Genomic DNA, 12,248 nt, shown 5'->3' on the forward strand with positions numbered 1-12,248 from the left:
AGCGCCGTCAGACGGAGACCGGTGGCGCCCTTGGGGAATGACGGAGGTTGCGCGCTTGCGCGGCCCGGTGCAGGTCGTCCCGCCGCTGCCAAGCCTCATGCGGCTCGAGCAGGGTCTGGCGCTCTGCCCGGGCGCTCTCGGGGGCGTCAGGAAGCCCATGACACAGCGGGCAATGGTGATCATGCCCGGCGTGCTCGCCGCAAAGATCGGCAGGGGCCGCGCCATAGGTGAGCGCATACGCCTCGTAGCCGGCAGCGGCGCGGTCGGGGGCCATGAGCATGGCGGAAATCATGCTCGACAATGCCAATAGCACGCCGAGCGAGAGACCCACTACAAGAGACGCCCGTTCACACATGACCGGCTTGTGGCACGGGTAGAGCTCGAGCGGAAGTGCAGAAATGCCAACGCGTTCCATGAGACTGTCCGGCATTCCGCGCCTCCCCCTGTGGGGGGCCCGTGTTCTGCAAGAAGCCACCGCGGGCGCCGCTCACGATCGTGTCCTGGCACGAGCATTATGACGCCGCGGGCGGCGCCAAGGGCAACGAACGCTGGCGGTCACCGTCGATCTTCAGTGAAGGTTTGGCCTACGCATTCCTGCCAATCCAACGCAAGTCAGGCGCGTGTGCATTGCCTCACCGACCGGATCTTGCACACGCCTTTCCTGCATCCGTACCAAAGGAGGCGTGGGACCGTCGAGCAGGAACCCATCGTCTCAGCACCAAGCTTTTTCGGCGCTCGGCGAAGTCGACCGATAGTGCGCCTCCTGGTTTGTCCATCGTCCGAGCGTCGTCTCGAAGCGCGCCGACCTAGATGATGGCTCGCGTCTTGTACCGGAACCTTGCAAGTCCGCGCCGACCGCCAAGTCTTGTCCACGCCCAACCGCCGCAAGCAGGCTCTTCTCGGCTGCCCTCTTCCTGTTCGGCCACGCCGCGACATCCTGCCGGTGTCGCGGCGGGGCTCGTCCGGGCTCTACATCATGCCGGGCAGCCACAGCGAGAGCTGCGGCAGCGCCACCAGAAGGCCGAGCGTCACCAGCATGGCGCACCAGAACGGGATCACGCCCCAGAAAATCTCGCTCAGCGGCACGTCGCGCGCCACCGACTTCACGATGAAGACGTTTATCCCCACCGGCGGCGAGATCAGCCCCATCTCGAGCGTCAGCACCACCAGCACCCCAAACCAGATCGGATCGATGCCGAGCGACAGGATCACTGGCATGAAGATTGGCAACGTCAGCACCAGCATCGCCAGCCCCTCGAGGAAGCAGCCAAGCACGAGGTAGATCGCGAGGATCAGGATCAGCGTACCGTAGGTGCCCAGATCGAAGGCCACGAGCATCCGGCTGACCTCGGCGGGCAGGTGGCTGAGCGCGATGAACGGGTTGATCAGGTGCGCCGCCATCAGGATCAGCATCACCGAGGCGGTGGTCACGACGCTGCTGCGTGCCGCCTGCCAGAAGCTGCGCAGGTCGAGCGTGCGGCTCACCGCGCCGATGACGATGACCAGAGCCGCACCGACGCCGGCGGCCTCGGTGGGTGAGAACACGCCGGTATAGATGCCGCCGATGGTCAGCAGGATCACCACGAGGATCGGGATCGCACCGAGAAACGCGCGGCCCTTCTCCGACAGCGTCGTGGCCGGGCCCTTCGGTCCGAGCGAGGGTTTCAGCGCGCACAGCAGCAGCACCGTCAGCAGGAACAGCGTCAGAAGCAGGATGCCCGGCAGCACGCCTGCCATGAACAGCCGGCCGATGCTTTGCTCGGTCAGGATGGCGTAGATCACGAAGCCGGTGGAGGGCGGGATCAGGATGCCCAGCGTGCCGCCCGCCGCCACCACGCCGGTGGAAAGGCGCGGGCTGTAATTGAACCGGTCCATCTCGGCCAGCGCGGTGCGGCCCATGGTCAGCGCAGAGGCCACCGATGAGCCCGAGAGCGCGGCGAAGCCGCCACAGCCGATCACGGTCGCCGCGGCCAGCCCGCCGCGCACCTGTCCGATGGTGGCATAGGCGGCCTCGTAGAGCCGCCGGCTCATGCCGGTCACGCTCGCCACGTTGCCCATCAGGATGAACAGCGGCACCACGATGAGCTCGGAATTCGAGGCCAGTGCGAAAGTCTCCGAGGCCAGCAGCCCGGTGGCCGCCTGAAGCCCGTTCAAGATCCAGATGCCCACGAAGCCCACGGTGAACATGGCAAAGGCAACCGGGATCCGCAGCAGAAGCAGGACAAGAAGCAGCACGAAGCCGGCGCTGCCGATCAAAACCGGGCTCATGATGTCTCCTGCGCGGGATGGGGGCGGCGCGGGGTGATCAGCGCGCGCAGGATCAGGGCCAGCGCGGCGATCAAAGACAAGGCGCAGAGCGCGTATTGAAACCACGCGGTCGGCAGGCGCAGCAGGTTGCTCGACAGGTTCAGCATTTGGCTCAGCTGCGCGCTTTTGAAGACGGTGTAGGCGATCGCAACGAAGATCGTCGCACCCAGCACACCGGCGACCAGATCGATGGCGCGGTTCAGGCGCGGCGGAAAGCGCGGCTCGAGAATGTCGACGACGATATGCCCGTCCTCGCGGCCGCAAAGCGCCATGCCGCCGAACACCACGATCACCATCGTCATCATCACCAGATCCTGCGCGCCGTAGAGCGGCGCTCCAAAATTTCGCCCGACCACGTCGACCACGATCACAGCCACCACGAAGAGCAGGCCCAGCGTGCCGATGATCGCGGAGAGGCGGATCAGCCCCTCCGCAAATTTGTGCAGGGCGCGCATCACTGGCCCTGGATCGCGGCCAGCGCCGCTTCGCCACCAACCTCGGCCACATAGGCGTCAGTGACCTCGGCCAGCGCATCGTCAAAGGCCTTGCTCGCTGCGGCGTCGAGATCGTTGACGGTGATGCTGTCCGAGCTGCGCGCCTCCTCAAGCGCCTTGTCGGCAGTGGCGACCCAGGCCTCCTCGGTCATCTTCGAGATCGGCTCGCCCTTGATTTCGTCGAGCGCCGCCCGCGCCTCGTCGGAGAGGCCGTCATAGACGCCCTTGTTCATCACCGTGTAAAAGGTGAGACGGCCGAGGTTCGGCCCGGTAGTGACGGTGCTCACAACCTCGTTGAGCTTGAAGTCCGACAGCACCGAGGCACCGCTGACCAGCCCGTCGATCAGGCCAGTCTGGAGGCCGTTATAGACCTGCGTCATCGGCAGCTGCACCGGCGTCGCGCCAAGCGCCTCCATCGCCTCGGCGGCAATTGAGCCCGCCACGCGGATCTTCAGACCGCTGAGATCGCCGGGGCTGAGCACCTCGCGCTCCTTCATCATCAGGATGTTGGGCTCGGCCCCCCAGAGTGCGATCGCCTCGGTCATCGGGAACTCGCTCTTGAGCTCGGCGTCGAACGCGCGCCAGAGCGCGGCATAGCCCGGCTCCTCGAGCGGCAGCGCGCCCGGCAGCTCGACGATCAGCGTCTTGGGGAATTGCGACGAGGTGTAGCCCGGCAGGCCCCAGCCCATGTCCGCCGTGCCCTGCACGATGCGGACATACTGATCCGCCGGACCTGCGCCAAGCTCACCACCGTGGAAAGCGCGCAGGCTCGCGCCTTCAGTCGTGCCCTCGGCGAACGCGCTGGCGAGCGGGTCGATCTGCGCCTCGGTGATGGTATGGAACGGTGGCGCCCAGTTGGCGTATTTGAGCTCCTGCGCCTCGGTCGCGGCGGCCAGCGAGACGGCGAGCGACGCTGCCGTTGCGAGTGACGTGATCTTCATGGTTCTCCTCCCGTTTGAACCCTCTTCAAGAGCCTGAGCCGTCCGTTGCGGCGGCACAAGCCAATCTCCCGTTCAGGCGAAAATGGCGTCTTTCAACGCGGCAAGATCAGCCGATCCCCCCGGCGCCAGAAGCCGCCGCGCCTTCATGTGGGTCCGCGCATTGTTGACGGTTTCCACCGCCGCAAGCCCACCCGCGTCAAACCGCGCGACCAGACCGTCCGCAACGACCTCCTCCGTCGCCGCGGGGCCGGCAAAGCCCGCGATCTGCAATTTCTGATCGCCCTGATCGGACCAGAACCACGGCACCGCCGCGTAGTCCGGGCAGGCGCCCTTGGCGATGCGGGCGGCGATCAGCCGGGCGTGATCGGTCGCGGCCTGAACGCTTTCCAGCCGTACCATGGCACCGCTGCGCGGATCGGGGAAGCTCGCACAATCGCCAAGCGCCGAGATCGCCGGGTCCGAGGTGAGGAGCTGCGCATCCACCGAGACGCCGTTCACGGTCTCGATCCCGGCTGCCTCGGCCAGTTCGGTGTTGGGGCGCACGCCAGCCGCCAGCAGAACGAAATCGGCCTCGACCCGCGCGCCATCATCGAGCGCCACGCCCGCCGCATCGACGCCGATCGCGGCACGCCCCAGATGAAGCGCGACGCCCTGTGCCCGGTGCCACGCCTCGAAATGCCGCGACATCGCCGGCGACACCGCCCGCGCCATCAGGCGCGGCGCGGCCTCGATCACGCGCACCTCGTGGCCCAGTTTGCGCGCCACCGCGGCGAACTCGAGGCCGATGAAGCCGCCGCCGATCACCGCGATGCGCCGGGGGGCGGCGAGCGCCTCGCGCAGACGCCCGGCATCGGCAAGGGTGCGCAGATCAAAGGCATGCTCCAGCCCGTCGATGGGCGGGCGCAGGTTGCGGGTGCCGGTGGCGAGGATCAGGTGATCATAGCCCAGCCGCCGGTCGCCCCCGACGCCGTCAAGCCGGACCTCGCAGGCCCCACGGTCGATTTCGAGCATCCGCGTGTCCGGCAGATAGGTCACCTGCTTGCTCTCGAAGAAGCTGGCGGGGCGCAGGGTCAGGGCCTCGGCCTTGCCGTCGAGCAGGTAGGCCTTCGACAGCGGCGGGCGCTGGTAGGGCAGCCCCGGCTCGGCGCCAATCAGGGTGATCGCGCCGTCAAAGCCGTTCTGCCGCAGGCTGATCGCGGCCTGAAGTCCGCCCTGCCCCGCACCGACGATGACGACCCGCGAAGGGCTCACAACTGCTCCTCCGGCAGGTGCACCACCAACCCGTCGAGCGACGGGTCGAGCTTGATCTGGCAGGACAGGCGCGAGCGCTCGGTGACCTCGGAGGCGGCGCCCTCGAGCATCTCGTCCTCGTCGTCGGAGCGCTGGCCTGTTCTGGCCTCCCACGCCTCGTCGACATAGCAGTGGCAAGTCGCGCACATCATCGAGCCGCCGCACTCGCCGACGATGCCCTCGACATCGTTCGAAACCGCGGCCTGCATCACGCTGGTGCCCTCTTCGGCTTCGATCACCGTCTCGGTCCCGTCATGGGCGACATAGGTCACCTTGATCATCGTTGTCTCCTCCTCGAATGTCTCGCGTCCCGCAGCGCTCAGTTGAGCACCACCGGCAGGTTGATCGGCCCGCGGAAGCCGAAGCCTTTCCAGACCACGTCCTCCGGGTTCGGCAGGGTCATGTTCGGGAAGCGGTCGAACAGCATCGGCAGGATGATCTTGCCGACCGTGCGGCGTGCCACATGTGCGCCTGCGCAATGGTGCGGGCCGTTGCCGAAGGCCTGATGCGGGTTCTTGTCGCGGAACACAAAGAATGACTCGCCGTCCTCGTAAAGCTCTTCGTCCCGGTTGGCCGAGGCCTGGATCGTCATCACCGTATCGCCCTTGGGGATGTCGAACCCGCCAAGCTCGGTGTCCTCGGTGACCAGCCGCGAGCTGGCCTGAATCGGCGCGACCCAGCGGATGCCTTCCTCGAAGGCCTTGTCCCAGGCCTCCTGCGCGCGCACCTCCGCCAGCTGGTCGGGGTTGGTCAGCAGGCCGTAGAGGATCGTCGCCAGCGCATCGCGCGGCTCGTTGATGCCGCCGCCGATGGCGATCTTGATATTGGCGTGGATCTGGCTCATGGGGATCGGGTCGTCGGCGGTCAGCATCAGCGAATAGGCCGAGCCGTCGGGCTCGCCGCGACGGATCGGCTCGAGCTCGGCAAAGAGCGCGTCCATCTCGTCATTCGCGGCATCCGAGGCGGCGAAGGGCTCGGGCTTCCAGCCGAAATTGCCGGCCCCGTCAATGAGCAACTGCGACCAGCGCATCATCTGCTCGTCGCTGGCCTCGGGGATGCCGAGGATATGCGCGAGGATGCGGGCCGCAAGCGGGCCGCAGAGATCGGTGAAGAGATCGACCGTCTCGCCGCGCGGCAGCCGCGCGATATAGTCCTCGGCGAGCTGCTCGTAGAGCGGCCCCCAGTCGGCCTTGATCCGCTTCGGCGTCAGCGCCTTCGAGATCGCCTTGCGTTCGACGAAATGCGCCTTGCCGTCCTTGCGCATCAGCGTGTGCGCCCGGAAGGCCGGCTTCATCGGGGTCTGCGGATCATCGCTGCTGAAAAGCTCGGGGTTGTCCTTGACCGCCTTGGTCAGCGCCGCCTTGGTGAGCAGGGTCCGGCCGGTCGAGGCGACCCGCAGCACCGGGCTCTCGGCGCGCAGTCGGCGATAGATCGGATAGGGATCCGAACTCAATTGGTCGAGCGTAATCGCCCCGTCAAGCGGTGCCAGTGCCATGAACTCCTCCCAAAGCTCTCCTCTGCGGAGACATTAGAGAGCCACGGCCTTGCCAAGCAATGCGATGGAATGATTACCTGCTATCGAAAAATTCGATGGACGCCCAGCCGACGCGAGGTCTTCACATGGCGCAGCCAAACGCCGATCCATCCAGCATCGACTTTGCTGCCCTCAACCTCTTGCGGGTGGTGCACGAGCTTGGCTCGTTCACCGCCGCGGCGGAAAAGCTCAACGTCAACCAGTCCGCGGTCAGCTACACAATCGCCAAGCTGCGGGCGTGTTTCCACGATCCGCTCTTCGTGCGCGAGGGCGGCCGGCAGGTCTCGACCGATCGCTGCGAGGAGATCCTCGCGCGCTCGCTCCAGATGCTCGGGATGCTTGACGAGATGCTGCAGCCCGACGCCTTCGAACCGGGCAGCGCGACGCAGAACGTCACCATCGCCTGCAATTATTACGAGCGCGTGCTGCTGATCCCGGCGCTGGTCAGCGCGATCCGCCGCGAGGCACCGGGGATGACCGTGAAGGTCATCAACGCGCTTGGGGACGGGCATCTGCGATTGCTCAACCGCGAGGCCGACGTGCTCATCGGACCGTTCGCGCGCTCGGAATCCGGGTTTCACTCACGCCGCCTCTATGCCGAGGAATATGCCTGCCTGATGGATGCCGCCCACCCACTGGCCGACACCGCGCTCGACATCGACAGCTATCTCTGCCTCAACCACGTGCTGATCGACTACGGCGGCGGCTGGCAGTCCGCCTATCTGCGCGAGCTCGAAGCGGCGGGGCACCGGATCGCGCCGGTCGTGGTTGCGCCGAGCCCGGCGGGGCTTGCGACGCTGATCATCGAGTCCGACCTCGTGGCCACGGTTCCGCGTCGGCTCGGAGAATGGAACGCCGATCGGCTCAAGGTGGCCGACTGCCCGTTCCCGGGGCGGTTCGACGTGTCGCTGGTCTGGGCCGCGCACACCAACGCCTCCGCGATGCATCGCTGGCTGCGCGACCTGATCTGGCGCGTCGCGCGACGATAGGGGACCCTCGGGGCGGCGCCTCAGCCAACAGGCCCAGCCTGAGCCTTGGCGTCACGCGACCTTCGGCTCGAGCCGCGCAACCCGCTGACGCGGGCCTTCACCTCCAGCCCATTGGACGACCGATAAGCGGTGCCTTCTTTCTGCGGGTGCCGTTTGAGTGTGCCGAACCATTGCCTCAGCCGAAGCAATCTCCGATCAAGGCGTCGAGCCTGGCCATCAGCGCATCCTGAAATCCGGGGGCAGTGGTTTTTGGATCCGGGCTCCGGGTCTTCATATGATGCCAATAGCCGCCGGAGACCTGCGCTTCGACATCGTCGCTGGTCGCCAGCCAGACCTGCGTGCGATGCGCCAGATCAAGCGGATCGGAGGCCGAGGCCCCGCCCATCCGCGTCGGCACCCAGCCCGGATCGACGGTGTTGCACAGCACCTCCGGCCAACGTTGGGCGAGCGCGTTCGACAGCGCGCCAACAAGCATCTTGCTTTCGCCATAGGCCTGAGAGGATGCCCAGCGACGGGTGGTCCACTCGATGTCGTTCAGCGCGCCATCATGACCGTAATGCATGCTGCTGCCGGTGAAGATCAGACGACTCGCCGCCACCCGTTGCGACAGCAGGTAGGGCGCCAGCGTGTTGACCGCGAGCACCTGTAGGCGGCCCTCTGCCGTCTCCTTGCGCGGGGACCCGCCGAGGATACCGGCATTGTGGATGATCGCATCGATTGGACCAAGAGCATTCACCTGATCGGCCAGCGCAGCGACCTCCTGCATCAGGGACAGGTCCCCTGTGACCACGCCAGCGGCCCGGTCTGCCAAAGCACCGAAGCTCTCGGCGCGGGCCGTGTTGCGGGCGTGCAGGATGACTTCGTGCCCTTCGTCCAGCAACTGTCGCGCGGCATTGAGGCCCACGCCCTGCGTGCTTCCGGTGATCAGGATGCGGCTCATGTCTCGTCTCCTTGGTCAGGCCATGTCACGGTGATTTCCGGCGCGAGGTGGAGGTCCGTCGTCTCCAGCCTCCCTGGCCCAAGGTTGTGGAACTTGTGCCAGACCCCGGCCGGCGCGCGCAGCATGTCGCCCTTCTGCGCGGTGATCTCCTGATCGCCCACGGTGAAGTGAGCGCAGCCTTCGCGAATGACGAAGATCTCGTCGTAAGGGTGGGTGTGAAAGCCCGGACCGGCGCCAACCTCGTTCGTCGTGTAGAACATCACCGAAATGCCGGTGCCGAGGCGATGCCCCTCGACCGTGCCGTTCCAGGTCTCGGGTTTCGTGGCCCAGTCGGCCCATGTCAGGGCAAGGGGACTGTCGGTCATATCATCCTCCGCGCGTCTCATTCCGCCGGTTGGCCCGCGCCCACGCCGTTGCGCAGCTTGCCCGAGACGGCAACAAAGAAGGTAAGCGCGCCGCCGGTCAGCGCCAGCCCCGCCCAGATCGACGACACGATGCCAAGGCCCGCATCCACCGTCAGCCCGCCCGCCGCCGCGCCGATGGCATTGGCGAGGTTGAAGGCCGCCATGTTCATGGCGCCCATCAGGGTCGGGGCCTCGGGGGCAAGGCGCATCAGCTGCACCGTGACCGAAGGCACCGCCGAGTTGATCGTGGCGCCCAGCAGGAAGAAGGTCGGCAACAGGATCGCGGGGGACTGCGCCGTCAGTGCCATGAGGATCAGCACTGCCATTGCACCGGCAAAGGCCACCAGCATTGCGCCAAAGCGGTAGCGGTCCGCCGCGCGCCCGCCGATCTGCGTGCCGACGAAGATGCCAAGCCCCACCAGCATCTGCGCCGGGGCGATCATCATATCGGACAGACCCGCCACCTGGGTCACCAGTGGCCCGATGAAGGTATAGACCGAAAACAGGCTCGCCACCGCGACGGAGGCAAAGGCCAGCAGCAGCCACACGGGTCCGCGCTTCAGCGCCGCCATCTCCTGCGCGACCGGTCCGCCGTCGAGGTCATGCGAATGCGGCACCAGCTTCAAGAGCGCCAGTGCCGAGGCAAGGCCAAGGACGGCGATCACCGCGTAGGACACGCGCCAGTCGAAGAGCTGCCCGATGAAGGTGCCCATTGGCGCGCCACCGATGGTGGCCACCGAGATGCCCGACATCACCAGAGCCACGGCCCAGCCGCCCCGGTCGCGTCCGACCATCTGCATCGCCGCCACCGTCGCCGCCCCGAAATAGGCCCCCTGCGGCAGCCCGCTGGCAAACCGCCCGACGATCAGTGACCCCAAGCCACCAGAGAACGCCGTCAGCACATTGGCCGCGCAGGCCAGCACCATAAGCCAGATCAGCAGCACGCGTTTGTTGAGCCGCGCCGCCCCGATGGTCAGCAGTGGCGCGCCCAGCGTCACGCCAAGCGCGTAGGCGGTGATGCCATGGGTGGCGTTCGGCAGACTGAGGCCAAGGTCGTCCGCGAAGAGCGGCAGCAGCCCCATGCTGGCAAATTCAGAGGTGGAAATCACGAAGGCCCCGAAGCCAAGCGCGATCAGCGCCCAGAGATTGGCCCGGGGGTTGGACCGTGTGTCAGTGGCCATGGAAATCCTTTCGATGGGATCTTGCGCGACTTCGGGCGCGGAGCCTTTGCCTGCTCAGGCTTGCCCCGAGTGGTTCGCGGTCAAGACAGGTCAGCGGACGGAAAAGCCCGCCCGCTGACGCAATACGCCTTGGCTGTCATTGCCGACTATGGGTGCCGCTCTTCTGACATCCATGAGCGATGCTCATCATGGCTCAGAGCTTGCCAAAGAAGCTCAGCAGCTTGTCGAAGGGGATCAGCTCTTCGCGGTCGTAGAGATCCACGTGACCGGCGCCCGGCACCTCGACCAGTTCCTTGGGCTCGGCTGCGCGGGCATAGGCGTCATGGCTGAACTCAATCGAGTGGGCCTCCGTGCCGGCGACGAACATCACCGGGCGTGGCGAGATCTCGTCCAGCCGGGTAAACGGGTAAAAGTTCATGAAGCCGATGTTCGACGACAGGGTCGGCTTGGTCGTGGTGCGGGGCGAATAGCCGCGCGGGGTGCGGTAGAAGTCGTAGAACTCCTTCGACACCGGGTCCGAGGTCTCGTCGATCTCGTCCGGCGCGCCGCTGGTGTATTCCGGCGCGGCCCCTTCGTATTCCGCCTGGCGCTGGGTCATGGCGGCGTCGAGCGTCGCCCAACGATCCTCGGCGCTGACCGAGCCGCCGATGCCGTGCCGGTTGGCGTCGCCCATGTTGTACATCGACACCGTCGCGATGGCCTTCAGGCGCGGGTCGATCTGCGCCGCCGCCAGCACGAAGCCGCCCGAGCCGCAGATGCCGAGCGCGCCGATGCGGTCCCGGTCCACGATGTCCTGCGTACCAAGGAAATCCACCGCCGCGCTGATGTTGTCGACATAGATGTCCGGCACCACGGTCTGGCGCGGGTAGCCATCGCTTTCCCCCCAGAACGACTGGTCAAAGCTCAGCGCCACATACCCTTCCGCCGCCAGTTTCCTTGCGTAGACGATGGAGGATTGCTCCTTTACCGCGCCAAAGGGGTGACCGATGACCACGGCGGGCAGCGGACCGTTGGCGTTTTCGGGGACGAATAGCGTGCCGACCACGGACATGCCGATCTTGTTGTGAAAAACAACGCGTTTCATGGGGTTATCCTTCTTTGTTACCTTCGCCTCACGGGCTTGAAGCACAAAATAGGCAGGCTTTACTCAGAGAGTAGGCGGGATAGATTTCTTGAAACCATCGAAACGATTCATGAGTGAGCCATGGCGAGAGAGAAGATAGACGACCTGCGCGCCTTCATCGCGGTGGCACGCGAGCGCAATTTCACCCGTGCCGCGGCGGGTATGGGGATCTCGCAATCCGCGCTCAGCCACACGATCCGGCAGCTCGAGGCCCGCCTTGGTGTGCGGCTGCTGACCCGCACCACGCGGGCGGTTGCCCCGACCGAGGCCGGGCAGCGCCTGCTGGAGGGGATCACGCCACATTTCGCCGGCATCGACGCGGAACTCGACGCTCTCGGCGACCTGCGTGATACGCCTGCGGGGACGGTGCGCATCGTGTCATCGGAGTATGGCGTCAGCCACATCCTCTGGCCGCGTCTTGCGCCGTTCCTTAAGGCGCACCCCGACATCCGGGTCGAGATCACGCAGGACAACGGGCTGAACGATATCGTCTCCGAAGGCTATGACGCAGGCGTGCGGCGCGGTGAACATCTGGCGCGGGACATGATCTCGGCCCGGATCGGTCCGGACCTGCGCTACATCGTCGTGGGCACGCCGGACCTGTTCGACAGCCGCCCGCGCCCTCGTCATCCGCGCGAGCTGGCGGCATTGCCTTGCGTGAACTTCCAGCTGCAATCGACCGGCGGGTTCTTTGCATGGGAGTTCAAGGAGAGGGACCACGAACTGCGGGTCAAGGTCGAAGGCCAGCTTGCTTTCAACAACATCTTCGATTGCCTGCGCGCAGCCGAGGCCGGGTTCGGCCTGACCTATGTGCCAGAAGAGATCGCCCGTCCCGGCTTGGCAGAGGGACGCCTGGTGCAGGTGCTCGAGGACTTTTGCCCGGTCTGGGACGGCTTCCATCTCTACTACCCCAACCGACGTCAAGCCTCTGCGGCCTTTCGCGCCGTGCTGGAGGCGCTGCGCCATCGCAGGTGAGAAGCTTCGACCTCTGGCGCACGCACTCTAATCGAGAACACGTGGTCGTCGGTCAGCCCCGCATGACCGC

13 protein-coding genes are annotated in these 12,248 nt (G+C 66.1%); 2 read left to right on the plus strand and 11 right to left on the minus strand.

Features of this window, described 5'->3' with window-relative positions:
- Positions 1–7: 7 nt before the first annotated feature.
- From R2601_RS19970 to R2601_RS20000, 7 genes are all read right to left on the minus strand, one after another.
- On the minus strand, positions 8–430 hold the full coding sequence (locus tag R2601_RS19970) for a hypothetical protein (RefSeq protein ID WP_007801694.1): 423 nt from the start codon (positions 428–430) through the stop codon (positions 8–10).
- A 539-nt stretch (positions 431–969) separates the two neighbouring features.
- A complete protein-coding gene (locus R2601_RS19975) occupies positions 970–2,268 on the minus strand; it encodes a TRAP transporter large permease (protein WP_007801696.1) in 1,299 nt (432 codons plus the stop codon).
- A complete protein-coding gene (locus tag R2601_RS19980; protein WP_007801698.1) occupies positions 2,265–2,762 on the minus strand; it encodes a TRAP transporter small permease in 498 nt (165 codons plus the stop codon). Before R2601_RS19980 ends, R2601_RS19975 begins: the two co-directional genes overlap by 4 nt.
- Positions 2,762–3,742, minus strand: a complete 981-nt coding sequence (locus R2601_RS19985; protein WP_007801700.1) for a TRAP transporter substrate-binding protein — start codon at positions 3,740–3,742, stop codon at positions 2,762–2,764. Before R2601_RS19985 ends, R2601_RS19980 begins: the two co-directional genes overlap by 1 nt.
- A gap of 72 nt (positions 3,743–3,814) precedes the next feature.
- A complete protein-coding gene (locus tag R2601_RS19990) occupies positions 3,815–4,993 on the minus strand; it encodes an NAD(P)/FAD-dependent oxidoreductase (RefSeq protein ID WP_007801702.1) in 1,179 nt (392 codons plus the stop codon).
- Complete coding sequence (locus R2601_RS19995; RefSeq protein ID WP_007801705.1) at positions 4,990–5,313, minus strand: 2Fe-2S iron-sulfur cluster-binding protein; 324 nt, start codon at positions 5,311–5,313, stop codon at positions 4,990–4,992. The genes R2601_RS19990 and R2601_RS19995 overlap by 4 nt, the downstream gene beginning before the upstream one ends.
- A gap of 38 nt (positions 5,314–5,351) precedes the next feature.
- On the minus strand, positions 5,352–6,527 hold the full coding sequence (locus R2601_RS20000) for a cytochrome P450 (RefSeq protein ID WP_007801707.1): 1,176 nt from the start codon (positions 6,525–6,527) through the stop codon (positions 5,352–5,354).
- 125 nt (positions 6,528–6,652) lie between these two features.
- On the opposite strand from R2601_RS20000, the gene R2601_RS20005 reads away from it, so the two are divergent.
- A complete protein-coding gene (locus R2601_RS20005) occupies positions 6,653–7,555 on the plus strand; it encodes a LysR family transcriptional regulator (protein WP_007801708.1) in 903 nt (300 codons plus the stop codon).
- A 175-nt stretch (positions 7,556–7,730) separates the two neighbouring features.
- On the opposite strand, the gene R2601_RS20010 is transcribed toward R2601_RS20005, so the two are convergent.
- From R2601_RS20010 to R2601_RS20025, 4 genes are all read right to left on the minus strand, one after another.
- Complete coding sequence (locus R2601_RS20010) at positions 7,731–8,495, minus strand: SDR family NAD(P)-dependent oxidoreductase (RefSeq protein WP_007801711.1); 765 nt, start codon at positions 8,493–8,495, stop codon at positions 7,731–7,733.
- Positions 8,492–8,860, minus strand: coding sequence for a cupin domain-containing protein (locus R2601_RS20015; RefSeq protein WP_007801712.1), 369 nt, complete (start codon positions 8,858–8,860; stop codon positions 8,492–8,494). Before R2601_RS20015 ends, R2601_RS20010 begins: the two co-directional genes overlap by 4 nt.
- 17 nt (positions 8,861–8,877) lie before the next feature.
- A complete protein-coding gene (locus tag R2601_RS20020) occupies positions 8,878–10,080 on the minus strand; it encodes an MFS transporter (RefSeq protein WP_007801713.1) in 1,203 nt (400 codons plus the stop codon).
- A gap of 193 nt (positions 10,081–10,273) precedes the next feature.
- Complete coding sequence (locus R2601_RS20025; RefSeq protein ID WP_007801714.1) at positions 10,274–11,164, minus strand: alpha/beta hydrolase; 891 nt, start codon at positions 11,162–11,164, stop codon at positions 10,274–10,276.
- Between the two features lie 120 nt (positions 11,165–11,284).
- Between R2601_RS20025 and R2601_RS20030 the strand changes: the two genes are divergently transcribed.
- The gene (locus R2601_RS20030; protein WP_007801715.1) at positions 11,285–12,178 is read left to right on the plus strand and encodes a LysR family transcriptional regulator; all 894 of its coding nucleotides are present in this window, start codon (positions 11,285–11,287) and stop codon (positions 12,176–12,178) included.
- Positions 12,179–12,248 lie beyond the last annotated feature (70 nt).

The sequence above is a fragment of the Salipiger bermudensis HTCC2601 genome (genome assembly GCF_000153725.1).
GTDB lineage: Bacteria > Pseudomonadota > Alphaproteobacteria > Rhodobacterales > Rhodobacteraceae > Salipiger > Salipiger bermudensis.

What these genes read in the sequence shown, in the direction of transcription:
- R2601_RS20015 (WP_007801712.1), bottom strand. Translation starts at nt 8,860, where the DNA reads ATGACCGACAGTCCCCTTGCCCTGACATGGGCCGACTGGGCCACGAAA.
- R2601_RS19970 (WP_007801694.1), bottom strand. Translation starts at nt 430, where the DNA reads ATGCCGGACAGTCTCATGGAACGCGTTGGCATTTCTGCACTTCCGCTC.
- R2601_RS19995 (WP_007801705.1), bottom strand. Translation starts at nt 5,313, where the DNA reads ATGATCAAGGTGACCTATGTCGCCCATGACGGGACCGAGACGGTGATC.
- R2601_RS19985 (WP_007801700.1), bottom strand. Translation starts at nt 3,742, where the DNA reads ATGAAGATCACGTCACTCGCAACGGCAGCGTCGCTCGCCGTCTCGCTG.
- R2601_RS20030 (WP_007801715.1), top strand. Translation starts at nt 11,285, where the DNA reads ATGGCGAGAGAGAAGATAGACGACCTGCGCGCCTTCATCGCGGTGGCA.
- R2601_RS20010 (WP_007801711.1), bottom strand. Translation starts at nt 8,495, where the DNA reads ATGAGCCGCATCCTGATCACCGGAAGCACGCAGGGCGTGGGCCTCAAT.
- R2601_RS20020 (WP_007801713.1), bottom strand. Translation starts at nt 10,080, where the DNA reads ATGGCCACTGACACACGGTCCAACCCCCGGGCCAATCTCTGGGCGCTG.
- R2601_RS19980 (WP_007801698.1), bottom strand. Translation starts at nt 2,762, where the DNA reads ATGCGCGCCCTGCACAAATTTGCGGAGGGGCTGATCCGCCTCTCCGCG.
- R2601_RS19975 (WP_007801696.1), bottom strand. Translation starts at nt 2,268, where the DNA reads ATGAGCCCGGTTTTGATCGGCAGCGCCGGCTTCGTGCTGCTTCTTGTC.
- R2601_RS20000 (WP_007801707.1), bottom strand. Translation starts at nt 6,527, where the DNA reads ATGGCACTGGCACCGCTTGACGGGGCGATTACGCTCGACCAATTGAGT.
- R2601_RS20025 (WP_007801714.1), bottom strand. Translation starts at nt 11,164, where the DNA reads ATGAAACGCGTTGTTTTTCACAACAAGATCGGCATGTCCGTGGTCGGC.
- R2601_RS20005 (WP_007801708.1), top strand. Translation starts at nt 6,653, where the DNA reads ATGGCGCAGCCAAACGCCGATCCATCCAGCATCGACTTTGCTGCCCTC.